Below are 25,512 nucleotides of genomic sequence, written 5' to 3'. Positions count from 1 at the left end.
GCAGGCCGGCGGCCTGCACCCCACACAAACAACAGCTACTGCACGAACGTCATGCACGCCACGTGCCTTGCCAGGTACGTGGCGTGTGTGGTGAGGAGAGTCTTTTGAGTCATCCGCATCCTGAACTCGGCCCGCCGCCCAAGCTTCCCCAGGGGGGCCTGCGGGTCACCCCGCTGGGCGGCCTCGGTGAAATCGGCCGGAACATGACCGTCTTCGAATACGACGGCCGCCTGCTGATCGTCGACTGCGGAGTGCTCTTCCCCGAGGAGGAGCAGCCCGGAATCGACCTGATCCTGCCGGACTTCACGTCCATCAGGGACCGCCTCGACGACATCGAGGGCATCGTCCTCACGCATGGCCACGAGGACCACATCGGTGGTGTCCCCTTCCTCCTGCGCGAGAAGCCGGACATCCCGCTGATCGGCTCCAAGCTGACCCTCGCGCTGATCGAGGCGAAGCTCCAGGAGCACCGCATCCGCCCGTACACGCTCGAAGTCGCGGAGGGCCACCGCGAGCGCATCGGCCCCTTCGACTGCGAGTTCGTGGCGGTCAACCACTCCATCCCGGACGCCCTCGCGGTCGCCATCCGCACCCCCGCGGGCATGGCGGTGCACACCGGCGACTTCAAGATGGACCAGCTCCCGCTGGACGGCCGGCTCACGGACCTGCACGCTTTCGCACGCCTGAGCGAGGAAGGCATCGACCTCCTTCTCTCGGACTCCACGAACGCCGAGGTCCCCGGCTTCGTCCCGCCCGAGCGCGACATCTCGAACGTGCTGCGCCAGGTCTTCGCGGGCGCCAGCAAACGCATCATCGTGGCGAGCTTCGCCAGCCATGTGCACCGCATCCAGCAGATCCTGGACGCGGCCCACGAGTACGGCCGCCGGGTCGCCTTCGTCGGCCGCTCGATGGTCCGCAACATGGGCATCGCGCGCGACCTGGGCTATCTGAAGGTCCCGCCGGGCCTGGTCGTCGACGTCAAGACGCTGGACGACCTCCCGGACCACGAGATCGTCCTCGTCTGCACGGGCTCGCAGGGCGAGCCGATGGCCGCGCTGTCCCGCATGGCCAACCGTGACCACCAGATCCGCATCGTCCAGGGCGACACGGTGATCCTGGCCTCGTCGCTCATCCCGGGCAACGAGAACGCGGTCTATCGCGTCATCAACGGCCTGACCCGCTGGGGCGCCAATGTCGTCCACAAGGGCAACGCCAAGGTGCACGTCTCCGGTCACGCCTCCGCGGGCGAGTTGCTGTACTTCTACAACATCTGCAAGCCGCGGAACCTGATGCCGGTCCACGGCGAATGGCGTCATCTGCGCGCCAACGCCGAGCTGGGCGCGCTCACCGGCGTGCCGCACGACCGCATCGTCATCGCCGAGGACGGCGTCGTCGTCGACCTCGTCGGGGGCAAGGCCAAGATCTCCGGCAAGGTCCAGGCGGGTTACGTGTACGTCGACGGCCTCTCGGTCGGCGGAGTCGGCGAGCCCGCGCTCAAGGACCGCAAGATCCTCGGGGACGAGGGCATCATCTCGGTGTTCGTGGTGATGGACTCCAGCACGGGCAAGATCACTGGTGGTCCGCATGTGCACGCCCGCGGTTCGGGCATCGAGGACTCCGCCTTCACGGACGTCGTCCCGAGGATCACCGAGGTTCTCGAACGCTCGGCCCAGGACGGCGTGGTCGAGCCGCACCAGATGCAGCAGCTCATCCGCCGCACGCTGGGCAAGTGGGTCTCGGACAACTACCGCCGCCGGCCGATGATCCTGCCGGTCGTCGTCGAGGTCTGACCCCCCCTCACACGTGCCAACCCGGAGCGGGGCGCCTCGATTTGCATCGGGGCGCCCCGCTCCAGTACGTTTACGGCTCCGCCTGAACGGGAACCCGGGACGATCGTGTGCCTGGACCACCCCGAGCGGGACGGAAATTCCGACTCAGAATCTCTGATAAAGTCGGAACCGCCGGAAAGGGAAACGCGAAAGCGGAAACCTGGAAAGCACCGAGGAAATCGGATACGGAAACGGTCTGATAGAGTCGGAAACGCAAGACCGAAGGGAAGCGCCCGGAGGAAAGCCCGAGAGGGTGAGTACAAAGGAAGCGTCCGTTCCTTGAGAACTCAACAGCGTGCCAAAAATCAACGCCAGATATGTTGATACCCCGTCTCCGGCCGATCGGTCGGGGCGAGGTTCCTTTGAAAAAGTCCCGCTCCTTGACTGGGGTGGGCGCACAGCGAGGACGCTGTGAACCGGGAGGATTATTCCTCTTCCTGGTTCCGCTCTCGTGGTGTCGTCCCGATTACGGGAAAACATTCACGGAGAGTTTGATCCTGGCTCAGGACGAACGCTGGCGGCGTGCTTAACACATGCAAGTCGAACGATGAAGCCCTTCGGGGTGGATTAGTGGCGAACGGGTGAGTAACACGTGGGCAATCTGCCCTTCACTCTGGGACAAGCCCTGGAAACGGGGTCTAATACCGGATAATACCTGCCTGGGCATCTGGGTGGGTTGAAAGCTCCGGCGGTGAAGGATGAGCCCGCGGCCTATCAGCTTGTTGGTGAGGTAGTGGCTCACCAAGGCGACGACGGGTAGCCGGCCTGAGAGGGCGACCGGCCACACTGGGACTGAGACACGGCCCAGACTCCTACGGGAGGCAGCAGTGGGGAATATTGCACAATGGGCGAAAGCCTGATGCAGCGACGCCGCGTGAGGGATGACGGCCTTCGGGTTGTAAACCTCTTTCAGCAGGGAAGAAGCGAAAGTGACGGTACCTGCAGAAGAAGCGCCGGCTAACTACGTGCCAGCAGCCGCGGTAATACGTAGGGCGCAAGCGTTGTCCGGAATTATTGGGCGTAAAGAGCTCGTAGGCGGCTTGTCACGTCGGGTGTGAAAGCCCGGGGCTTAACCCCGGGTCTGCATTCGATACGGGCTAGCTAGAGTGTGGTAGGGGAGATCGGAATTCCTGGTGTAGCGGTGAAATGCGCAGATATCAGGAGGAACACCGGTGGCGAAGGCGGATCTCTGGGCCATTACTGACGCTGAGGAGCGAAAGCGTGGGGAGCGAACAGGATTAGATACCCTGGTAGTCCACGCCGTAAACGGTGGGAACTAGGTGTTGGCGACATTCCACGTCGTCGGTGCCGCAGCTAACGCATTAAGTTCCCCGCCTGGGGAGTACGGCCGCAAGGCTAAAACTCAAAGGAATTGACGGGGGCCCGCACAAGCAGCGGAGCATGTGGCTTAATTCGACGCAACGCGAAGAACCTTACCAAGGCTTGACATACACCGGAAAGCATTAGAGATAGTGCCCCCCTTGTGGTCGGTGTACAGGTGGTGCATGGCTGTCGTCAGCTCGTGTCGTGAGATGTTGGGTTAAGTCCCGCAACGAGCGCAACCCTTGTTCTGTGTTGCCAGCATGCCCTTCGGGGTGATGGGGACTCACAGGAGACTGCCGGGGTCAACTCGGAGGAAGGTGGGGACGACGTCAAGTCATCATGCCCCTTATGTCTTGGGCTGCACACGTGCTACAATGGCAGGTACAATGAGCTGCGAAGCCGTGAGGCGGAGCGAATCTCAAAAAGCCTGTCTCAGTTCGGATTGGGGTCTGCAACTCGACCCCATGAAGTCGGAGTTGCTAGTAATCGCAGATCAGCATTGCTGCGGTGAATACGTTCCCGGGCCTTGTACACACCGCCCGTCACGTCACGAAAGTCGGTAACACCCGAAGCCGGTGGCCCAACCCCTTGTGGGAGGGAGCTGTCGAAGGTGGGACTGGCGATTGGGACGAAGTCGTAACAAGGTAGCCGTACCGGAAGGTGCGGCTGGATCACCTCCTTTCTAAGGAGCATCTAGGCTGCCAGGCTTGCCTGGTGGTCCAGGGCCATTACGTCGGCACACGTTCGACGGTGGTTGCTCATGGGTGGAACGTTGATTATTCGGCACTTTCAGTCATCTCGGGCTGCCAGTACTGCTCTTCGGAGCGTGGAAAGCTGATCATGAGTGGCGAGGGTGTCGGGCACGCTGTTGGGTGTCTGAAGGTACGGCCGATTTTGGCTGCCTTCAGTGCCGGCCCCAGTGAACTTGCCTTCAGGGCAGGGTGATGGGTGGTTGGTCGTTGTTTGAGAACTGCACAGTGGACGCGAGCATCTGTGGCCAAGTTTTTAAGGGCGCACGGTGGATGCCTTGGCACCAGGAACCGATGAAGGACGTGGGAGGCCACGATAGTCCCCGGGGAGTCGTCAACCAGGCTTTGATCCGGGGGTTTCCGAATGGGGAAACCCGGCAGTCGTCATGGGCTGTCACCCTTGCCTGAACACATAGGGCAAGTGGAGGGAACGCGGGGAAGTGAAACATCTCAGTACCCGCAGGAAGAGAAAACAACCGTGATTCCGGGAGTAGTGGCGAGCGAAACTGGATGAGGCCAAACCATATGCGTGTGAGACCCGGCAGGGGTTGCGTATGTGGGGTTGTGGGATTTCTCTTTCACGGTCTGCCGGCCGTGAGACGAGTCAGAAACCGTTGATGTAGGCGAAGGACATGCGAAAGGTCCGGCGTAGAGGGTAAGACCCCCGTAGTCGAAACGTCAACGGCTCGTTTGAGAAACACCCAAGTAGCACGGGGCCCGAGAAATCCCGTGTGAATCTGGCGGGACCACCCGCTAAGCCTAAATATTCCCTGGTGACCGATAGCGGATAGTACCGTGAGGGAATGGTGAAAAGTACCGCGGGAGCGGAGTGAAATAGTACCTGAAACCGTGTGCCTACAAGCCGTGGGAGCGTCGCGCATTGAGTTTACTCAGTGCGTCGTGACTGCGTGCCTTTTGAAGAATGAGCCTGCGAGTTTGCGGTGTGTTGCGAGGTTAACCCGTGTGGGGAAGCCGTAGCGAAAGCGAGTCCGAATAGGGCGATTTAGTAGCGCGCTCAAGACCCGAAGCGGAGTGATCTAGCCATGGGCAGGTTGAAGCGGCTGTAAGAGGTCGTGGAGGACCGAACCCACCAGGGTTGAAAACCTGGGGGATGACCTGTGGTTAGGGGTGAAAGGCCAATCAAACTCCGTGATAGCTGGTTCTCCCCGAAATGCATTTAGGTGCAGCGTCGTGTGTTTCTTGCCGGAGGTAGAGCACTGGATAGGCGATGGGCCCTACCGGGTTACTGACCTTAGCCAAACTCCGAATGCCGGTAAGTGAGAGCGCGGCAGTGAGACTGTGGGGGATAAGCTCCATGGTCGAGAGGGAAACAGCCCAGAGCATCGACTAAGGCCCCTAAGCGTACGCTAAGTGGGAAAGGATGTGGAGTCGCACAGACAACCAGGAGGTTGGCTTAGAAGCAGCCACCCTTGAAAGAGTGCGTAATAGCTCACTGGTCTAGTGATTCCGCGCCGACAATGTAGCGGGGCTCAAGCGTACCGCCGAAGTCGTGTCATTGCAGCTATAGGGCCAACGCCTGCTGTGATGGGTAGGGGAGCGTCGTGTGCCGGGTGAAGCCGCGCCGGAAGGCAGTGGTGGACGGTTCACGAGTGAGAATGCAGGCATGAGTAGCGATACACACGTGAGAAACGTGTGCGCCGATTGACTAAGGGTTCCTGGGTCAAGCTGATCTGCCCAGGGTAAGTCGGGACCTAAGGCGAGGCCGACAGGCGTAGTCGATGGATAACCGGTTGATATTCCGGTACCCGCTGTGAAGCGTCAAACATTGAACCAGGCGATGCTAAGTCCGTGAAGCCGCCCTGGAGCCTTCGGGCAAAGGGGAGTGGTGGAGCCGATGGTCCAGACCTGTAGTAGGTGAGTGATGGGGTGACGCAGGAAGGTAGTCCATCCCGGGCGGTGGTTGTCCCGGGGTAAGGGTGTAGGCCGTGTGATAGGTAAATCCGTCGCACATCAAGGCTGAGACCTGATGCCGAGCCGATTGTGGTGAAGTGGATGATCCTATGCTGTCGAGAAAAGCCTCTAGCGAGTTTCATGGCGGCCCGTACCCTAAACCGACTCAGGTGGTCAGGTAGAGAATACCGAGGCGTTCGGGTGAACTATGGTTAAGGAACTCGGCAAAATGCCCCCGTAACTTCGGGAGAAGGGGGGCCATCACTGGTGATCCGATTTACTCGGTGAGCTGGGGGTGGCCGCAGAGACCAGCGAGAAGCGACTGTTTACTAAAAACACAGGTCCGTGCGAAGCCGTAAGGCGATGTATACGGACTGACGCCTGCCCGGTGCTGGAACGTTAAGGGGACCGGTTAGTCAAACTTCGGTTTGGCGAAGCTGAGAACTTAAGCGCCAGTAAACGGCGGTGGTAACTATAACCATCCTAAGGTAGCGAAATTCCTTGTCGGGTAAGTTCCGACCTGCACGAATGGCGTAACGACTTCTCGACTGTCTCAACCATAGGCCCGGTGAAATTGCACTACGAGTAAAGATGCTCGTTTCGCGCAGCAGGACGGAAAGACCCCGGGACCTTTACTACAGTTTGATATTGGTGTTCGGTTCGGCTTGTGTAGGATAGCTGGGAGACTTTGAAGTCATGGCGCCAGCCATGGTGGAGTCGTCGTTGAAATACCAGTCTGGTCGTGCTGGATGTCTAACCTGGGTCCGTGATCCGGATCAGGGACAGTGTCTGATGGGTAGTTTAACTGGGGCGGTTGCCTCCTAAAGAGTAACGGAGGCGCCCAAAGGTTCCCTCAGCCTGGTTGGTAATCAGGTGTTGAGTGTAAGTGCACAAGGGAGCTTGACTGTGAGACCGACGGGTCGAGCAGGGACGAAAGTCGGGACTAGTGATCCGGCGGTGGCTTGTGGAAGCGCCGTCGCTCAACGGATAAAAGGTACCCCGGGGATAACAGGCTGATCTTCCCCAAGAGTCCATATCGACGGGATGGTTTGGCACCTCGATGTCGGCTCGTCGCATCCTGGGGCTGGAGTCGGTCCCAAGGGTTGGGCTGTTCGCCCATTAAAGCGGTACGCGAGCTGGGTTTAGAACGTCGTGAGACAGTTCGGTCCCTATCCGCTGTGCGCGTAGGAATATTGAGAAGGGCTGTCCCTAGTACGAGAGGACCGGGACGGACGAACCTCTGGTGTGCCAGTTGTCCTGCCAAGGGCATGGCTGGTTGGCTACGTTCGGGAGGGATAACCGCTGAAAGCATCTAAGCGGGAAGCCTGCTTCGAGATGAGTATTCCCACCCCCTTTGAGGGGTTAAGGCTCCCAGTAGACGACTGGGTTGATAGGCCGGATCTGGAAGGCGGGTAACCGCTGGAGGTGACCGGTACTAATAGGCCGAGGGCTTGTCCTCAGTTGCTCGCGTCCACTGTGTTGGTTCTGAAACCACGAACAACCGTCGTAGCTTTGCCACGGCTCCGGTTGACAGTTTCATAGTGTTTCGGTGGTCATAGCGTGAGGGAAACGCCCGGTTACATTCCGAACCCGGAAGCTAAGCCTTACAGCGCCGATGGTACTGCAGGGGGGACCCTGTGGGAGAGTAGGACGCCGCCGAACAAAATTTGAAAGAGCTGGTCCCCGAATTTCGGTTCGGGGACCAGCTCTTTTTTGTTGTGCGTCACTTTGTGTTCACTTCGCGCGACCAGCATCCGCGTCATGGGTACTGCTGCAATGCTCAGGGCCGCGGGCGTCGGAGCCGGTGACGAGGTCATCGTGTCGGCGTTCGGCAACGTCGAAGTCACGGAGGCCGTGGCCCAGGCCGGAGCCTCGGTCGTCTTCGCCGACATAGACCCGGCGACCTACTGCCTCGACGCCGGCGCGGTCGAGACGGCCGTGACCGCACGGTCGAGGGCCGTAGTCGTCGTCCACCGCTTCGGGCGGACGGCCGACATGGTGCGCCTGCGGGACGTCGGGCAGCGGCACGGACTCCTCGTCCTCGAACTGGGCGAGTCCGAGGCGCCGTACGAGGACATCGCACAGCGCCGGGAGCGGGCCGCCTACCTCGACGGGCGGTTGAGCGGGGTGCGCACACCGGCCGGCGGTGACGGGCACACGTACCAGCAGTACGTGGTGCGGGTGCCGGGCAACGGGCGGCCGGACCGGGACGCCTTCGCACGGGCCGTACGCGCCCGCGGAGTCGAGTGCCGGGTGCCGGTGAAGACACCGGTGCACCGCATGCCCGGATTCCGGCGGGACGTGTTCCTCCCGGAGACCGAACGGGCCGCTGACGAGACGCTCGCGCTGCCCGTGGACGCGTCCCTGACGAAGCGGGAGATGCAGCGGATCGTCTCCGCCTGCAACGCGCTCGGCGGTCTCCTGCAGCCCGCCTTCTGATCCGACAGACCTCACACGGGGTCAACAGGACTGATTAGGAGCACGCTTCTGTTCGGGGTATGATCTATTTCGTTGCCGCGAGGGAAACCTCGAAAAGGCGACCGGCCCCCCTAGCTCAGTCGGCAGAGCGTCTCCATGGTAAGGAGAAGGTCAACGGTTCGATTCCGTTGGGGGGCTCCACAGCAGAAAAGGCCTCGCCCTCCCGGGCGGGGTCTTTTTGCTGCTCCGGTCGGGGAGCGGTTCAGTCCACCTGCAGGCCCGGTACCCGCATCGCCAGAATCGCCATGTCGTCGGACGGGGCGTCGGAGGCGAAGCGTTCCACCGCGCGCATCACACGGGCGGCCACCGCGCCCGCCGTCAGACCCGTACACGTGGTGAGGACGTCCGTGAGACCGTCGTCCCCCAACATGCGGGTGCCCTCGCGGCGTTCGGTGACGCCGTCCGTCACGCACAGCAGGACGTCGCCCGGATCGAGAGTGACCGTCTGCTCGTACAGCTCCAGGTCCTCCATGACGCCGAGGAGGGGCTGCGGTTCGGCGGCTGCCTCCACCGTGCCGTCCTGGCGCAGACGGAGCGGGAGCGGATGGCCGGCGCAGACGACCTTCAGCACGGCGCTGCCGTCCTCCTGGGGCCACAACTCGCCGTACAACAGCGTCAGGAAGCGGCTGCGGGCGCCCTCGTCGAGGATCGCCGAGTTCAGCCGCTCCAGGACCGCCGGGCCGCCGAAGCCCTCGCGGGCCAGCAACCGCAGCGCGTGCCGGGCCAGACCCGTGACCGCCGCCGCCTCCGGGCCCGTACCGCAGACGTCACCGATGGCGAAGCCGTAGGCGCCGTCACGGATCGGGAAGAGGTCGTAGAAGTCGCCGCCGACCTCGTTGCCCTCGCCGGCCGCGCGGTAGATGACCTCGACCTCGACGCCCTCGATGTGAGGGAGTTCCGGGGGCAGGAGGCTGCGCTGGAGGGACTGGCTGATCGCCGTGCGCTCCGAGTACAGGCGGGCGTTGTCGAGGGCCAGGGCGGCCCTTCGGGAGAGGTCCTCGGCCAGCTCCAGGATCTCCTGCCGGAAGTGCTCGTCGGACGGCTTGCCGAGCGTCAGCATCCCGATGACCCGGTTGCGGGCCACCAGGGGCAGGACGACCGTCTCGCCCCCGACCGCCGCGGCCGTCGCCAGCGTCGTGCCGATGCCGGAACTCACCGGTGAGCGTTCGCCGAGGCCCAGGCTGCGCATGGAGGTGCGCAGCGCCGCCTGGTGGGCCGCGTCGGCGGGGGCCGGCCAGACACGGGCGCCCGGGGTGGGGACCGGGTCCGGCGGGGCGATCTTCGACAGCAGGGCCTTGAGGCCGTCGATGCGTTCCTCGTCCTCGTGCAGGACATAGGAGAGATACGGGTCCGAGGCCTGGTCGGCGATCGTGTAGACGGCACACCAGGTGGCCAGGGTCGGGACGGTCATCTGGGCCATGAGGGCCAGGGTCTGGTCACGGTCCAGAGTTCCGGCGAGGAGGTCGGAGGCCTCCACGAGGAAGGAGAGCGAGCCGCGCCGCAGGCGTTCCAGCTCGCCCAGGCGGGCCGATTCCACCGCCAGCGCGATACGGTCCGCGGCGAACTGGAGGCGCAGCGCCTCCTCGTTGGAGTATCTGGCGGGGGATTCGGCGGCGACACCGAGAGAGCCCGTCAGGCGTCCCTCGACCTTCAGCGGGACCGTGACCACCGAACGCATGCCGGTGCCGCCCAGCAGGGGGACGGCGCCGGGGACGACCGTCAGGTCCTCGTGGACGGCCGGCATCCGGGCCGAGCCGTAGCGGCCGGGGCCCGCCTCGACGGGGACGCGGGCGAAGCGCTGGCGGGCCGAGGGCAGGCCCGTCGAGGCGCGGACCTCCAACTCCGTCTCGTCGTCGGTGGCCAGGAGCAGGAAGGCGGAGTCGCCGTCGAGCATGTCGCGGGCGCGCTCCACCGTGCGCTGGAGAAGGCCGTCCAGGTCGTCGGGGGCCGGAGAGCCGATGAAGACCTCGAAGGGGTCCGTGGCCTGGCCCTCGGAGCTGGTCGTCGTGTCCGTGGCGGAGGCGCGCAACGGGGTCTGCAGCACGGCGCGTTCGTGGTCGCGCACGAGGAGGCAGACGGTCGAGGGCTCGCCCTCCGTGTCACGGACCCGGAGGTGGGAGGCGTAGACGGGGGTGACGCGGCCGCTGGCGCCGCGGATGCCGTAGCTGCCCTCCCAGCGCGAGAGCTGGAGGGCCTCCACGATGCCGGTGCTGGTGCCCGGGGTGTGCGGCCACGCCGCGAGGTCGGTCAGCGGCTTTCCGGTGACCTGCTCCGCGGCGTACCCGAAGAGGTCCTCCGCGTCCTCGTTCCACGCCGAGATGGAGCCGGCGCGGTCGATCTGGACGACCGCGACGCGCACCCGGCCGTCGGCGAGCGGAAGGAGGTGGGCGGGGAGGGAGGGTCCCGCGGTGCGGGTGCCGACCGGGCGCGCGGGGAGGTCGAGCTGGAACCAGACCTGCTTGCGGGTGGGCGAGTACTCGACGCCCCAGTGGCCCGCCAGCGCCGCGCAGAGCTGGAGGCCGCGGCCGCCCTCGCGGTCGGGGCTGCCCATGTTCACCGCCGACGCCTGGAGTGGAATCTCACGTTCCGGGTAGCGGTCCGACACCTCGATGCGTACGCCCTCGTCGCTGCGCAGACACAGGACGTCGGCGGAGGTGCCCGCGTGCACGACGGCATTGGTGACCAGCTCGCTGGTCAGGACCACGGCATCGTCGACGATGTCGGCGAAGCCCCAGCCCTGGAGGGTGTCGCGGACGAAGGAACGGGCGGTCGCGACCGATCGTCCCACGGGGTCGAAGCTGGCGGCCGCGCGCGCGGTGATCACAGAACTCCTTGTCCGGTTGTCGGCGTGCAGCGGTGCCGGCCCGACCTGCTCCTGTTGGGGCAGCGCCTGGTTCCCTGTCGGCCGAGGATCCTGGGGCGGTCCCCCAGGATGCAGTCCGGTGGTCATGGTGCGGTGCCCCTCCGATGCCTGCCCGCTCGTTCTCGTGCCACCGCCCAGGCCGGACGGACCGGTGTGGCTGGACAGCCGCATGCAAGGTTACTTACCTTCGCGGTCCATGCGGATGCCGGTCACCAGTGTTTCCGCCCGGAGGGGGCTCATGTTTCCTTCCGGAGGGTGCCGTGGTCCGCGTCCGGACCGTGTGCGGACGATGTGCGAAGCTGCCGAACTGTTATGGCCTGGTTCAGCAGGGGTGAAACACTGGGCAGGCTCCAGTGGGAAGGTCCCGGCAGGCTGAGGGCCTTCCGGTTCGCCGAGCAGCAGTATCCCAGTACGCCGAGCAGTAATGGTCGACCCTTGCGGGAGGGACACAGTGGAGTCTGGCGAAGCGACGCGGGGCACCAAGACGCGCGCAAAAGACGGACAGTCCCTGAACAGCCAGCGCACGCCGCGCAGCGGCACCACCGAGGTGGACACGGCGGCTCTGAACAGGCTGCTGGCCGCCCTGGTGTCGATGCGGGACGGCAATTTCCGCAAGCGCCTCACGGTCTCCGGCGACGGCGTGATGTCGGAGATCGCCGCGGTCTTCAACGAGGTGGCCGATCGCAACCTGCACCTGACGGGTGAGCTGTCGCGGGTGCGGCGGATGGTCGGCCGTGAGGGCAAACTCACGGAGCGGCTGGAGACGGGCGCCTGCGAGGGTTCCTGGGGGGCGGCGATCGACGCGTCCAACGCGCTCGTCGACGACCTCGTACGACCTGTCTCCGAGGTCGGCCGGGTGCTGTCCGCGGTGGCGGAGGGCGATCTGTCGCCCCGCATGGAGCTGCGGGCGCAGGCGGCGGACGGCAACGGGCATCCGCTGCGCGGGGAGTTCCTCAAGGTCGGGCGCACGGTCAACAATCTGGTCGACCAGCTGTCCACGTTCACCGACGAGGTCACCCGGGTGGCCAGCGAGGTCGGTACCGAGGGCAAGCTGGGCGGACAGGCCCGGGTGCGCGGTATGTCCGGTTCGTGGAAGGACCTCACGGACTCGGTCAACACCATGGCGTACCGGCTGACGGCTCAGGTGCGTGACATCGCTCTCGTCACGACGGCGGTCGCCAAGGGTGACCTGTCCCGGAAGGTCACGGTTCACGTGGCCGGCGAGATGCTGGAGCTGAAGAACACCGTCAACACGATGGTGGACCAGCTCTCCTCGTTCTCCTCCGAGGTGACGAGGGTCGCGCGCGAGGTGGGCACCGAGGGTGAACTCGGCGGTCAGGCGCAGGTGCCCGGTGTGGCCGGCGTGTGGAAGGACCTCACCGATTCGGTGAACCTCATGGCCGGCAACCTCACGGCCCAGGTGCGCGGGATCGCGCAGGTGACGACGGCGGTCGCGAACGGTGACCTGTCACAGAAGGTGACCGTCTCGGCGCGGGGCGAGGTCGCGCAGCTCGCCGAGACGATCAACCAGATGACCGAGACGCTGCGGACGTTCGCGGACGAGGTCACGCGCGTGGCCAACGAGGTCGGTGGCGAGGGACGGCTCGGCGGGCAGGCGAACGTGCCGGGCGCGGCGGGTACGTGGAAGGACCTGACGGACTCCGTCAACACGGTGTTCCGCAACCTCACGACCCAGGTGCGGGACATCGCCGCGGTGACCACGGCCGTGGCCAATGGTGACCTCTCGCAGAAGGTCAGCGTCGAGGTCGCCGGCGAGATGCTGGAGCTGAAGAACACCGTCAACACGATGGTGGACCAGCTGTCGTCCTTCGGTGACGAGGTCACGCGCGTGGCGCGGGAGATCGGTGTCGAGGGTGAACTGGGCGGTCAGGCGCAGGTGCCGGGCGCCGCGGGCACCTGGAAGGACCTGACGGACTCCGTCAACACGGCCTTCAGGAACCTGACCGGACAGGTCCGCAACATCGCGCAGGTGACGACGGCGGTCGCCAACGGCGATCTGTCGCAGAAGGTCACCGTCGACGTCTCCGGCGAGATGCTCCAGCTGAAGAACACCGTCAACACGATGGTGGACCAGCTGTCGTCCTTCGCCGACCAGGTGACGCGGATGGCCCGGGACGTGGGTACGGAGGGCCGCCTCGGCGGGCAGGCCCGCGTGGACGGCGTGTCCGGTACGTGGAAGGAACTGACCGACTCCGTCAACTTCATGGCGGGGAACCTCACCTCGCAGGTGCGGCAGATCGCCCAGGTCACCACGGCGGTGGCCCGGGGTGACCTGTCGCAGAAGATCGACGTGGACGCGCGCGGCGAGATCCTGGAGCTGAAGAACACCATCAACACGATGGTCGACCAGCTCTCCGCCTTCGCGGACCAGGTGACGCGGGTGGCCCGTGAGGTGGGCACGGAGGGCCGGCTCGGCGGGCAGGCGCAGGTGCCGGGCGTCGCGGGCGTGTGGCGCGACCTGACGGACTCCGTGAACGGCATGGCGGGGAACCTGACCGCGCAGGTCCGCAACATCGCGCAGGTCGCGACCGCGGTGGCCCGGGGTGACCTGTCGCAGAAGATCGACGTGGACGCGCGCGGCGAGATCCTGGAGCTGAAGAACACCCTCAACACGATGGTCGACCAGCTGTCGAACTTCGCCGAGCAGGTGACGCGGGTGGCCCGTGAGGTGGGCACGGAGGGCCGGCTCGGCGGGCAGGCCGAGGTGCAGGGTGTCTCCGGCACCTGGAAGGACCTCACGCAGTCCGTGAACTTCATGGCGAACAACCTGACCATCCAGGTGCGCAACATCGCCGAGGTGACCACCGCCGTCGCCATGGGTGACCTGTCCAAGAAGATCACCGTCGACGCCAAGGGCGAGATCCTCGAACTGGTCACCACCGTCAACACGATGGTCGACCAGCTGTCGTCGTTCGCCGAGCAGGTGACCCGGGTGGCCCGCGAGGTGGGCACGGAGGGCCAGTTGGGCGGTCAGGCGCGGGTGCCCGGGGTCACGGGCATCTGGAAGGACCTGAGCGACAACGTCAACCTGATGGCCTACAACCTCACGATGCAGGTGCGGAACATCTCGCAGGTGGCGGCGGCCGTCGCCAACGGCGACCTCACCCGGACGGTGACGATCGAGGCGCGCGGCGAGGTCGCGCAGCTCGCCGACACCTTCAACACCATGGTGAAGACGCTGAGTTCGTTCGCCGAGCAGGTCACCAAGGTGGCCCGTGAGGTGGGTACGGACGGCATCCTCGGTGGTCAGGCGCACGTTCCGGGAGTCGCCGGTACGTGGAAGGACCTCACCGAGTCCGTGAACGGGATGGCGTCCAACCTGACCGGCCAGGTGCGCAACATCGCGATGGTCACCACGGCCATCGCCAAGGGCGACCTGACCAAGAAGATCGACATCGACGCCCGCGGCGAGATCCTCGAACTGAAGACCACCATCAACACGATGGTCGACCAGCTGTCGTCCTTCGCGGAGGAGGTCACCCGGGTGGCCCGCGAGGTGGGCACCGAGGGCCAGTTGGGCGGTCAGGCGCGGGTCCGTGACGTCGACGGCACCTGGCGCGACCTCACCGAGTCGGTGAACGAGATGGCCGGGAACCTGACCCGGCAGGTGCGTGCCATCGCGCGCGTGGCGACCGCGGTGACCCGCGGCGACCTGAACCTGAAGATCGACGTGGACGCCTCGGGCGAGATCCAGGAACTTCAGGACTACATCAATAAGATGATCGCCAACCTGCGCGACACCACCATCGCCAACAAGGAACAGGACTGGCTCAAGGGCAACCTGGCCCGTATCTCCGCGCTGATGCAGGGGCGCCGCGACCTCGACGACGTCGCCTCGCTGATCATGAGCGAGCTGACGCCGGTGGTCTCCGCGCAGCACGGCGCGTTCTTCCTGTCGATGCCGCTGGTCGACGGGAGGGACGCGAGCGCCGAGGACGAGGAGGCGTACGAGCTGCGCATGCTCGGGTCGTACGGCTACTCGATGGGCTCGATGCCGACGTCGTTCCGGCCCGGTGAGGCGCTCATCGGGACGGCCGCCCAGGAGAAGCGCACGATCCTGGTGGAGAACGCGCCGAGCGGCTATCTGAAGATCTCCTCCGGGCTCGGCGAGGCGCCCCCGGCGCAGGTCATCGTGCTCCCGGTGCTCTTCGAGGGGACCGTGCTCGGTGTCATCGAGCTGGCCTCCTTCACCCCGTTCACGCAGATCCAGAAGGACTTCCTGAACCAGATCGCCGAGATGATCGCGACGAGCGTCAACACCATCTCCGTCAACACCAAGACGGAGGTGCTGCTCAAGCAGTCGCAGGAGCTGACCGAGCAGCTCCGGGAGCGGTCGGCCGAGCTGGAGAACCGGCAGAAGGCGCTTCAGGACTCCAACGCGGAACTGGAGGAGAAGGCCGAGCTGCTGGCCCAGCAGAACCGCGACATCGAGGTCAAGAACACCGAGATCGAGGAGGCCCGCCAGGTCCTGGAGGAGCGTGCCGAACAGCTCGCGGTCTCCATGCGCTACAAGAGCGAGTTCCTGGCGAACATGTCGCACGAGCTGCGGACGCCGCTCAACTCGCTGCTGATCCTGGCCAAGTTGCTCGCCGACAACGCGGAGTCGAACCTCACCCCGAAGCAGGTCGAGTTCGCCGAGACGATCCACGGCGCGGGTTCCGACCTGCTCCAGCTGATCAACGACATCCTGGACCTGTCGAAGGTCGAGGCCGGGAAGATGGACGTGTCGCCGACGCGTATCGCGCTGGTGCAGCTCGTCGACTACGTGGAGGCGACGTTCCGCCCGCTGACCGCGGAGAAGGGCCTCGACTTCTCGGTCCGGGTCTCGCCGGAACTGCCCGCCACGCTGCACACCGACGAGCAGCGGCTCCTCCAGGTGCTGCGCAACCTGCTCTCCAACGCGGTGAAGTTCACCGACTCCGGAGCGGTCGAGCTGGTGATCCGGCCGGCGGGCGCCGATGTGCCGGTGGCCATCAGGGAGCAGTTGCTGGAGGCGGGTTCGCTGCGGGACGCCGACGCCGACCTGATCGCGTTCTCCGTGACCGACACCGGCATCGGGATCGCGGCCAGCAAGATGCGGGTGATCTTCGAGGCCTTCAAGCAGGCGGACGGCACGACGAGCAGGAAGTACGGCGGTACGGGGCTGGGGCTGTCCATCTCGCGGGAGATCGCGCGTCTGCTGGGCGGTGAGATCCACGCGCAGAGCGAGCCGGGACGCGGTTCGACGTTCACGCTGTACCTGCCGCTGCACCCGAGCGAACTGCCTCCGCAGGGCTACGGACAGCTCGCGGCCGCGCTGGGAGCGGGGGAGCTGCTGGCGTCCGAGGCGGAGCTGGCCGGCGGGGACATCGAGACGCCGGCCGAGGTGAAGTCGTACCAGGAGACCCAGAACGGGCCCGCCGCGCTCTTCAGGAGGCGCCGCAGGGCGCTGCCGGTGGCCGAGTCGCGTCCTGGGCTGACGGCGCAGCCGAACGGGGCCGGCGGACCCGTCCAGGAGCAGTGGCCGGTCACGCCGCAGCAGGAGGCGTCGCAGCCGCGCGGCGGCATCCGGTTCGAGGGCGAGAAGGTGCTGATCGTCGACGACGACATCCGCAACGTGTTCGCGCTCACCAGCGTCCTGGAGCAGCACGGGCTCTCGGTGCTGTACGCCGAGAACGGCCGTGAGGGCATCGAGGTCCTGGAGCAGCACGATGATGTGACGGTTGTCCTGATGGACATCATGATGCCCGAGATGGACGGCTATGCGACGACGACGGCGATTCGCCGGATGCCGCAGTTCGCCGGACTGCCGATCATCGCGCTCACCGCGAAGGCGATGAAGGGCGACCGCGAGAAGGCCATCGAGTCCGGGGCGTCCGACTACGTCACCAAGCCGGTCGATCCCGATCACCTGCTCTCCGTGATGGAACAGTGGATGCGGGGGGAGTGAGCGGGGTGCGGTTCGCTGTACGGTGGCGGCGTCCCGGACACCGCGGTGTGCGGGACGGCGGCTCGTCGCGGCACGCCCGACGTCGGACAACCGACTGTGGGCGAAGCCGTGTAGAAGCGCGGGATTCGGGGAACCTTCTGGTCCCCCACTACGTTTCTGCTACGTGCACAGTGACATCGCGGTGACAGGGTGTGGCGACAGGCGGGGTGCGGCTACCATGACCGGCACAAGGACGGACGGCGCAAGGGAGTCGTCCCCTGGGGCGGCGCCCGGTGCACTGCCGGGACGAGGAGGGCGGGCCATGGTGCAGAAGGCCAAGATCCTCCTGGTCGATGACCGGCCGGAGAATCTGCTGGCGCTGGAGGCGATCCTCTCCGCGCTCGATCAGACACTGGTGCGGGCATCGTCCGGGGAGGAAGCGCTCAAAGCACTACTCACGGACGACTTCGCGGTCATTCTGCTGGACGTGCAGATGCCGGGTATGGACGGGTTCGAGACCGCCGCGCACATCAAGCGGCGAGAACGGACCCGGGACATCCCGATCATCTTCCTCACCGCGATCAACCACGGTCCGCACCACACCTTCCGGGGGTACGCGGCGGGTGCGGTCGACTACATCTCCAAGCCGTTCGACCCGTGGGTGCTGCGCGCGAAGGTCTCTGTCTTCGTCGAGCTCTACATGAAGAACTGCCAACTGCGGGAGCAGGCCGCGCTGCTGCGGCTCCAGCTGGAGGGCGGCGGCAAGGTGGCGCTCGGCACGGCCAAGGAGCCGGCCGGTCTCCTCGCCGAACTCTCGGCGCGGCTCGCGGCCGTTGAGGAGCAGGCCGAGGCGCTGTCCAAGCAGCTCGACGACGACTCGGCGGACGCGGCGGCGGTGGCGACCGCCGCCCATCTCGAACGCAAACTCACCGGACTGCGCAGGGCACTGGACGCGTTGGAGCCGGGCACGGGCAGTGGGGCGCCGTCGGTGCCCTCGCAGAACTGATCTCCGGTCCCGCGCCGGGCGCGTCGCGAACCGGCCTTCGATCCCGCGAAGTGTGATGAGCGGAACGCGGAGCCGCCGTCCCCTGAGCGAGCGTTCCCGGGGAAGCCGCGCCCAGTGATCCGGCGTCAGTTCTGTGCCTCGGCAAGGGCGACACGATCGGGTGAAGCTGTGGGCACACGTGTCCCTTGTCGTCTCCACCGGTAACCTCACACCCATGGCCTCACGTCAGTCCGCAGCCAAGAAGCCGCCAGCGAAGAAGGCGGCCGCTCCGACGAAGGCTCCGGTGAAGAAGGCCCCCGCGAAAAAAGCGGTCGCCAAGAAGGCGCCCGCCAGGAAGGCCGCGGCGAAGAAGCCCGTACCCGCGCCGGCGCCCAGCCCGACCACGGGTGTGTACAGGCTCGTACGCGCCGTGTGGCTGGGCCTCGCGCATGCCGTCGGGGCGATGTTCCGCGGCATAGGGCGGGGCGCGAAGGGGCTCGACCCGGCGCACCGCAAGGACGGCGTCGCGCTTCTGCTGCTCGCCCTCGCGCTGATCGTCGCGGCGGGCACGTGGTCGAATCTGCAGGGGCCCGTCGGTGACCTCGTCGAGATGCTCGTGACCGGCGCCTTCGGCCGGCTCGACCTGCTCGTCCCGATACTCCTCGCCGTCATCGCCGTCCGCTTCATCCGGCACCCCGAGAAGCCCGAGGCCAACGGCCGCATCGTGATCGGCCTGTCCGCGCTCGTCATCGGGGTGCTCGGGCAGGTCCACATCGCCTGCGGGTCGCCCGCGCGCAGCGACGGCATGCAGGCGATAAGGGACGCCGGCGGCCTCATCGGCTGGGGCGCGTCCACCCCGCTGACGTACACCATGGGCGACGTCCTCGCCGTACCGCTCCTGGTCCTGCTCACGGTCTTCGGTCTGCTGGTCGTCACGGCCACGCCCGTCAACGCGATCCCGCAGCGGCTGCGGCTGCTCGGACAGCGGCTCGGCATCGTGCAGGGCGACCCGGACGAGATGTTCTTCGGTGAGGACGACGAGCGCTACGACGAGCAGTGGCGCGAGGCGCTCCCCGCGCGCCCCCGCAGGCGCCCGAGCGGGCCTGGCGACTACGACCCCGAGGGCGCCGAGGAAGAGGCGCTCACCAAGCGCCGTGGCCGCCCCCGGCGGGCTGCCGGGCGGCAGCACGACCCGAACCGGCCGATGGACGCCGTGGACGTCGCCGCGGCGGCCGCCGCCGCGCTCGACGGAGCCGTGATGCACGGCATGCCGCCCTCTCCGCTGGTCGCCGACCTGACCCAGGGCGTCACCGCGGAACGAGACGGCTACGAGGAGACGACTCCGGTGCCGGCCGCCCGCGCCAAGGCCGTCCCGGGAGCGAAGCGGCCCCGGCAGGAGTCCCTGGCCGTCGACTCCGTCGTGCCCGACCTCACCAAGTCCGCGCCCGACGCGCCGCGCGACCTGCCCCCGCGCGCCGAGCAGCTCCAGCTCTCCGGCGACATCACCTACTCCCTGCCGTCACTCGACCTCCTGGAGCGCGGCGGACCCGGCAAGACACGCAGCGCCGCCAACGACGCGGTGGTCGCCTCGCTCCAGAACGTGTTCATGGAGTTCAAGGTCGACGCCGCCGTCACCGGCTTCACCCGCGGTCCGACGGTCACCCGCTACGAGGTCGAGCTCGGCCCGGCCGTGAAGGTCGAGCGGATCACCGCGCTCACCAAGAACATCGCGTACGCGGTCGCCAGCCCCGATGTGCGGATCATCAGCCCGATCCCCGGCAAGTCGGCGGTCGGCATCGAGATCCCGAACACCGACCGGGAGATGGTCAACCTCGGCGACGTGCTGCGCCTCGCGGACGCGGCCGAGGACGACCACCCGATGCTCGTCGCGCTCGGCAAGGACGTCGAGGGCGGGTATGTGATGGCCAACCTGGCGAAGATGCCGCACGTGCTCGTGGCCGGAGCAACCGGTTCCGGTAAGTCCTCGTGCATCAACTGCCTGATCACGTCCGTGATGGTCCGGGCGACCCCCGAGGACGTCCGGATGGTCCTCGTGGACCCCAAGCGGGTCGAGCTGACCGCGTACGAGGGCATCCCGCACCTGATCACGCCGATCATCACCAACCCGAAGCGGGCCGCCGAGGCCCTCCAGTGGGTCGTGCGGGAGATGGACCTGCGCTACGACGACCTCGCGGCGTTCGGCTACCGGCACATCGACGACTTCAACGAGGCCATCAGGAACGGCAAGGTGAAGCTGCCCGAGGGCAGTGAGCGTGAGCTGACGCCGTACCCCTACCTGCTGGTGATCGTCGACGAGCTCGCGGACCTGATGATGGTCGCGCCGCGCGACGTCGAGGACGCGATCGTGCGCATCACGCAGCTCGCGCGTGCGGCCGGCATCCATCTGGTGCTCGCCACGCAGCGGCCGTCGGTCGACGTCGTCACCGGTCTGATCAAGGCGAACGTGCCGTCGCGGCTCGCCTTCGCCACCTCCTCGCTCGCCGACAGCCGCGTCATCCTCGACCAGCCGGGCGCCGAGAAGCTGATCGGCAAGGGCGACGGGCTCTTCCTGCCGATGGGCGCCAACAAGCCGACCCGTATGCAGGGCGCCTTCGTCACCGAGGACGAGGTCGCCGCGATCGTGCAGCACTGCAAGGACCAGATGGCGCCCGTCTTCCGGGACGACGTCACGGTGGGCACCAAACAGAAGAAGGAGATCGACGAGGACATCGGTGACGACCTCGACCTGTTGTGTGCCGCGGCCGAGCTGGTCGTCACGTCGCAGTTCGGGTCCACCTCGATGCTCCAGCGCAAACTGCGCGTCGGTTTCGCCAAGGCGGGACGGCTGATGGACCTCATGGAGTCGCGCGGCATCGTGGGGCCGAGTGAGGGATCCAAGGCACGGGACGTTCTGGTGAAGGGCGACGAGCTCGACGGTGTGCTCGCCGTGATGCGCGGGGAAGCCGAAGCGTAGGGTCCTCGGCCCGGGAAACCGGGACGCATCGGTCACCGGACCCGGGGGTACACGACATGTTGATATTCGAACGTGACTCACCCGTAAGGAGCCGAAGGGCAACCGTTTCCCCTCGGCGGACGTCAAGTTGAGCGAGGGACGGGTATAAGTCCCACATCAGGATGACCGGCCATTCTGATGGCGTACAAAGTCGTACCGCCCGGTTGCCCCACGCTTTCGTACCCCCCCTAAACTGAACCTCCAGCACAGGTGGCTACACGCTCGAAAGGCGCCCCCGTGTCCATCGGCAACTCCCCTGACGGCAACATCCCCGAAGACGAGCGCCCGTTCGAAGAGCACCATGAAGAAGGTCCCTCGGTCGGCCGTGCTCTGCAGCAGGCCCGCATCGAGGCCGGACTGACCGTCGACGACGTCAGCAACGCGACCCGGGTCCGTATCGCCATCGTGCACGCGATCGAACAGGACGACTTCAGCCCCTGTGGCGGTGACGTCTACGCACGCGGTCACATCCGGACCCTGGCCCGCGCCGTGCAGCTCGACCCGGTTCCTCTGCTGGCACGCTACGACGCCGAACACGGCGGGCGTCCCGCGCCGACCCCGGCCGCCCCGCTCTTCGAGGCGGAACGTATCCGCCCGGAGCGTCGCGGGCCGAACTGGACCGCGGCCATGGTCGCGGCGATCGTCGCGGTGATCGGCTTCGTCGGCTTCACCGCGATCAAGGGCAGCTCGGGCGACGGCGCGAAGTCGAACGTCGCCGAGGGTTCCACGCCCACCACCGGCAAGTCCCCCGTCTCGGCCAGCCCCAAGAGCAGCAAGCCCGCCGACCCGAAGCCCGATCCTTCCGACAGCGCCATCGCGGCCGCCCCGCAGGACAAGGTGACCGTGCAGGTGAGCGCCCCCGACGGGCGCAGCTGGATCTCCGCCAAGGACCACAACGGCCGGCTGCTCTTCGACGGTCTGCTCAAGCAGGGCGAGTCCCAGACCTTCCAGGACAAGACGAAGATCGACCTCGTCCTCGGCGACGCGGGCGCGATCCAGCTGTACGTGAACGGCAAGAAGATCGACGACCAGTTCCAGTCGGGCCAGGTCGAGCGACTGACCTACACCAAGGGCGACCCCGTCGTCGGATAACGGGCCCGAGGCGCAGGCGTGGACGGGGTTGGCCAAGATCGGCCAACCCCGTCGACGTGGGCCGTCAGTGAGACAAAGTAGTCTTGAGCCCATGCCTGAACGCCGTACCGTCGCACTCGTCACTCTTGGCTGCGCCCGTAACGAGGTGGACTCGGAGGAGCTCGCAGGCCGCTTGGAGGCGGACGGCTGGCAACTCGTGGAGGACGCCGAGGACGCGGACGTCGCCGTCGTCAACACCTGTGGCTTCGTCGAGGCCGCCAAGAAGGACTCCGTCGACGCCCTCCTCGAAGCCAATGACCTCAAGGGCCAGGGCAGAACCCAGGCCGTCGTGGCCGTGGGCTGCATGGCCGAGCGCTACGGCAAGGAGCTCGCCCAGGCCCTCCCCGAGGCCGACGGCGTGCTCGGCTTCGACGACTACGCGGACATCTCCGACCGCCTGCAGACCATCCTGAACGGCGGGATCCACGCCTCGCACACCCCCCGTGACCGGCGCAAGCTGCTGCCGATCAGCCCGGCCGAGCGGCAGAGCGCCGGCGAGGAGGTGGCCCTTCCCGGCCACGGCGCCCCCTCGGACCTGCCGGAGGGCGTGGCCCCGGTGTCCGGCCCCCGTGCGCCGCTGCGCCGCCGCCTGGACGGCTCGCCGGTCGCCTCGGTGAAGCTCGCCTCCGGCTGTGACCGGCGCTGCTCGTTCTGCGCCATCCCGTCCTTCCGCGGCTCCTTCATCTCCCGCCGCCCCAGCGACGTACTGAACGAGACGCGCTGGCTGGCCGAGCAGGGCGTCAAGGAGGTCATGCTGGTCTCCGAGAACAACACCTCGTACGGCAAGGACCTCGGCGACATCCGCCTGCTGGAGACGATGCTGCCCGAGCTGGCCGAGATCGACGGCATCGAGCGGGTGCGGGTCAGCTATCTGCAGCCCGCCGAGATGCGCCCCGGGCTCATCGACGTCCTCACCTCGACGCCGAACATCGCGCCCTACTTCGACCTCTCCTTCCAGCACTCCGCGCCCGACGTGCTGCGCTCGATGCGCCGTTTCGGCGACACCGACCGCTTCCTGGAGCTGCTCGACACGATCCGCTCCAAGGCCCCGCAGGCCGGTGTGCGGTCCAACTTCATCGTGGGCTTCCCCGGGGAGAGCGAGGCCGACCTCGCGGAGCTGGAGCGGTTCCTCACGCATGCGCGTCTCGACGCGATCGGTGTCTTCGGGTACTCCGACGAGGAGGGCACGGAGGCGGCGACGTACGACCACAAGCTGGACGAGGACGTCGTCGCCGACCGCCTCGCGCGGGTCTCCCGGCTCGCCGAGGAGCTGGTCGCGCAGCGCGCGGAGGAGCGGGTCGGCGAGACCGTCCAGGTGCTGGTGGAGTCCCTCGACGACGAGGACGGCGCGTACGGCCGCGCCGCGCACCAGGCGCCCGAGACGGACGGACAGGTGCTGTTCACGAGCAGCGAAGGCCTGGCCGTGGGCCGTATCGTCGAGGCCAAGGTGGTCGGTACGGAAGGTGTCGACCTGGTGGCCGAGCCGCTCCTGGGTTCGCTCCCCGGTACTGAGGAGGCGGGCAGATGACCGGAGTCCCGGCATCCGCGGCGGGCGGCTCCCCCAGCGCGAAAGGCGCGGCGGGCGCTCCCGGCGCCCCGGGGGACTCCAAGCCGGCGCGGGGCGGGAAGCTGGGCGCTGCGGCCGTCAACCAGGCCAGCCTCTGGAACATCGCGAACATCCTGACCATGATCCGGCTCGTCCTGGTGCCCGGCTTCGTGGCGCTGATGCTGGCCGACGGCGGGTACGACCCCGTCTGGCGTGCCTGGGCCTGGGCGGCTTTCGCCGTCGCCATGATCACCGACATCTTCGACGGCCACCTGGCGCGTACGTACGACCTGGTCACGGACTTCGGGAAGATCGCCGACCCCATCGCCGACAAGGCGATCATGGGCTCGGCGCTGATCTGTCTGTCCTCGCTGGGTGATCTTCCCTGGTGGGTGACGGGCGTGATCCTCGGGCGCGAGCTCGGCGTCACCCTGCTGCGCTTCGTGGTGATCCGTTACGGCGTCATTCCGGCCAGTCGCGGCGGCAAGCTGAAGACCCTGGCGCAGGGCACGGCGGTCGGCATGTACGTCCTCGCGCTGACGGGGGGACTGGCCACCCTGAGGTTCTGGGTGATGGCCGTGGCGGTCGTCCTGACCGTCGTCACCGGGCTCGACTATGTGAGACAGGCCATCGTGCTGCGCAGGAGCGGGATCGCCGCACGGCTGGCGGCTGCCGCGGAGGCGGAGCGGTGAGTCCTGAGGCCGCCGAGGTGCTGCGACTACTCACGGTGAGGGGCGAGACGCTCGCCGTGGCCGAGTCGCTGACCGGCGGTCTGGTGGCGGCGGAGATCACCGCGACACCCGGGGCCTCCCGCGCCTTCCGGGGCTCCGTGACCGCGTACGCCACCGAACTCAAGCATCTGCTGCTGGGCGTCGACGCCACCCTGCTGGCCGAGCGCGGGGCGGTGGATCCGCAGGTCGCGGCCCAGATGGCGGCCGGAGTGCGCAAGGCGCTCGGCGCGGACTGGGGGATCGCGACCACCGGAGTCGCGGGACCGGACCCGCAGGACGGACAGCCGGTCGGCACCGTCTTCGTGGCGGTCGACGGTCCTGCCGAAGCGATGTTTCCCGCCATCGAGAGCGGGAAAGTGGTCCGGCTGCGGTTGAACGGCGACCGGGCGGAAATCCGTATGGAGAGTGTACGCAGCGTACTCGCACTGCTCCTGAGAGAGCTCGCGGGCGAACAGACCGGAAATGAGCGGGCACAGGATACGGAACAGAACGGGGGGACTTGATGTTTGCAGCCCTGAGTGAACACGACATCGCTCCCCGCACGGCCGCGGCGCGAGGCGGTACGGTGGGGCGAGAAGGATGCGGCTACGCGGTCCGAGGAGGGAGCCACCGATGATTCTGCTCCGTCGCCTGCTGGGTGACGTGCTGCGTCGGCAGCGCCAGCGCCAGGGCCGTACTCTGCGCGAAGTCTCCTCGTCCGCCCGAGTCTCACTCGGCTATCTCTCCGAGGTGGAGCGGGGGCAGAAGGAGGCATCCTCCGAGCTGCTCTCCGCCATCTGCGACGCGCTGGACGTACGGATGTCCGAGCTCATGCGGGAAGTGAGTGACGAGCTGGCTCTCGCCGAGCTGGCACAGTCTGCAGCGGCCACCGACCCGGTGCCTGCACCGGTACGCCGCCCGATGCTGAATTCCGTTTCGGTCACCGGTGTGCCACCGGAACGGGTCACGATCAAGGCGCCAGCCGAGGCGGTCGACGTCGTCGCCGCCTGACGCTCACGAGTTCACGCTCATGAGCTGAGCACGC

General features: G+C 66.7%; 11 protein-coding genes, 1 tRNA gene and 3 rRNA genes. 14 read left to right on the top strand and 1 reads right to left on the bottom strand.

The genetic code is table 11. From position 1 onward, the window contains the following. Positions 1-104: 104 nt before the first annotated feature. The 6 genes from OG199_RS13340 (at position 105) to OG199_RS13315 (ending at position 8,431) form a co-directional block, all read left to right on the top strand. On the top strand, positions 105-1,790 hold the full coding sequence (locus tag OG199_RS13340) for a ribonuclease J (RefSeq protein ID WP_356809285.1): 1,686 nt from the start codon (positions 105-107) through the stop codon (positions 1,788-1,790). A 518-nt stretch (positions 1,791-2,308) separates the two neighbouring features. After that, positions 2,309-3,834: ribosomal RNA gene (locus tag OG199_RS13335) — 16S ribosomal RNA — on the top strand. Between the two features lie 313 nt (positions 3,835-4,147). Then, a 23S ribosomal RNA gene (locus OG199_RS13330) occupies positions 4,148-7,271 on the top strand. A gap of 86 nt (positions 7,272-7,357) precedes the next feature. After that, a 5S ribosomal RNA gene (rrf, locus tag OG199_RS13325) occupies positions 7,358-7,474 on the top strand. The 16S, 23S and 5S rRNA genes sit together here, the layout of an rRNA operon. A gap of 114 nt (positions 7,475-7,588) precedes the next feature. Beyond that, positions 7,589-8,251, top strand: a complete 663-nt coding sequence (locus OG199_RS13320; protein WP_405834529.1) for a DegT/DnrJ/EryC1/StrS family aminotransferase — start codon at positions 7,589-7,591, stop codon at positions 8,249-8,251. Between the two features lie 104 nt (positions 8,252-8,355). Further along, positions 8,356-8,431 (top strand) — tRNA-Thr (locus OG199_RS13315). Between the two features lie 61 nt (positions 8,432-8,492). On the opposite strand, the gene OG199_RS13310 is transcribed toward OG199_RS13315, so the two are convergent. Further along, complete coding sequence (locus OG199_RS13310) at positions 8,493-11,240, bottom strand: SpoIIE family protein phosphatase (RefSeq protein ID WP_405829640.1); 2,748 nt, start codon at positions 11,238-11,240, stop codon at positions 8,493-8,495. A 364-nt stretch (positions 11,241-11,604) separates the two neighbouring features. On the opposite strand from OG199_RS13310, the gene OG199_RS13305 reads away from it, so the two are divergent. The 8 genes from OG199_RS13305 to OG199_RS13270 all read left to right on the top strand — a co-directional run bounded on the left by OG199_RS13305 (position 11,605) and on the right by OG199_RS13270 (position 25,478). Next, positions 11,605-17,103: a HAMP domain-containing protein gene (locus OG199_RS13305; RefSeq protein WP_401801634.1), complete on the top strand. Its 5,499-nt coding sequence runs from the start codon at positions 11,605-11,607 to the stop codon at positions 17,101-17,103. A 301-nt stretch (positions 17,104-17,404) separates the two neighbouring features. After that, a complete protein-coding gene (locus OG199_RS13300) occupies positions 17,405-18,088 on the top strand; it encodes a two-component system response regulator (RefSeq protein WP_266701891.1) in 684 nt (227 codons plus the stop codon). Positions 18,089-18,302: 214 nt separating this feature from the next. After that, positions 18,303-21,041, top strand: coding sequence for a DNA translocase FtsK (locus OG199_RS13295; RefSeq protein ID WP_356801859.1), 2,739 nt, complete (start codon positions 18,303-18,305; stop codon positions 21,039-21,041). 276 nt (positions 21,042-21,317) lie between these two features. Further along, complete coding sequence (locus OG199_RS13290) at positions 21,318-22,172, top strand: RodZ domain-containing protein (protein ID WP_356801861.1); 855 nt, start codon at positions 21,318-21,320, stop codon at positions 22,170-22,172. 91 nt (positions 22,173-22,263) lie between these two features. Beyond that, positions 22,264-23,739, top strand: coding sequence for a 30S ribosomal protein S12 methylthiotransferase RimO (gene rimO / locus OG199_RS13285; protein ID WP_405829638.1), 1,476 nt, complete (start codon positions 22,264-22,266; stop codon positions 23,737-23,739). Then, on the top strand, positions 23,736-24,449 hold the full coding sequence (gene pgsA, locus OG199_RS13280) for a CDP-diacylglycerol--glycerol-3-phosphate 3-phosphatidyltransferase (RefSeq protein ID WP_356801864.1): 714 nt from the start codon (positions 23,736-23,738) through the stop codon (positions 24,447-24,449). The genes rimO and pgsA overlap by 4 nt, the downstream gene beginning before the upstream one ends. After that, complete coding sequence (locus OG199_RS13275; RefSeq protein WP_356801865.1) at positions 24,446-24,991, top strand: CinA family protein; 546 nt, start codon at positions 24,446-24,448, stop codon at positions 24,989-24,991. Before pgsA ends, OG199_RS13275 begins: the two co-directional genes overlap by 4 nt. A 109-nt stretch (positions 24,992-25,100) precedes the next feature. Beyond that, positions 25,101-25,478, top strand: coding sequence for a helix-turn-helix domain-containing protein (locus OG199_RS13270; protein WP_148010798.1), 378 nt, complete (start codon positions 25,101-25,103; stop codon positions 25,476-25,478). Positions 25,479-25,512: the final 34 nt, after the last annotated feature.

This window comes from Streptomyces sp. NBC_01176, from assembly GCF_045039825.1.
In the GTDB taxonomy this organism is placed as follows: Bacteria; Actinomycetota; Actinomycetes; order Streptomycetales; family Streptomycetaceae; genus Streptomyces.
This window is presented reverse-complemented; position numbering and strand designations above follow the sequence as displayed.

Excerpts from the sequence above, each read along its gene's own strand:
- rimO (WP_405829638.1), top strand. The coding sequence starts at position 22,264 with ATGCCTGAACGCCGTACCGTCGCACTCGTCACTCTTGGCTGCGCCCGT.
- pgsA (WP_356801864.1), top strand. The coding sequence starts at position 23,736 with ATGACCGGAGTCCCGGCATCCGCGGCGGGCGGCTCCCCCAGCGCGAAA.
- OG199_RS13295 (WP_356801859.1), top strand. The coding sequence starts at position 18,303 with ATGGCCTCACGTCAGTCCGCAGCCAAGAAGCCGCCAGCGAAGAAGGCG.
- OG199_RS13270 (WP_148010798.1), top strand. The coding sequence starts at position 25,101 with ATGATTCTGCTCCGTCGCCTGCTGGGTGACGTGCTGCGTCGGCAGCGC.
- OG199_RS13300 (WP_266701891.1), top strand. The coding sequence starts at position 17,405 with ATGGTGCAGAAGGCCAAGATCCTCCTGGTCGATGACCGGCCGGAGAAT.
- OG199_RS13320 (WP_405834529.1), top strand. The coding sequence starts at position 7,589 with ATGCTCAGGGCCGCGGGCGTCGGAGCCGGTGACGAGGTCATCGTGTCG.
- OG199_RS13310 (WP_405829640.1), bottom strand. The coding sequence starts at position 11,240 with ATGACCACCGGACTGCATCCTGGGGGACCGCCCCAGGATCCTCGGCCG.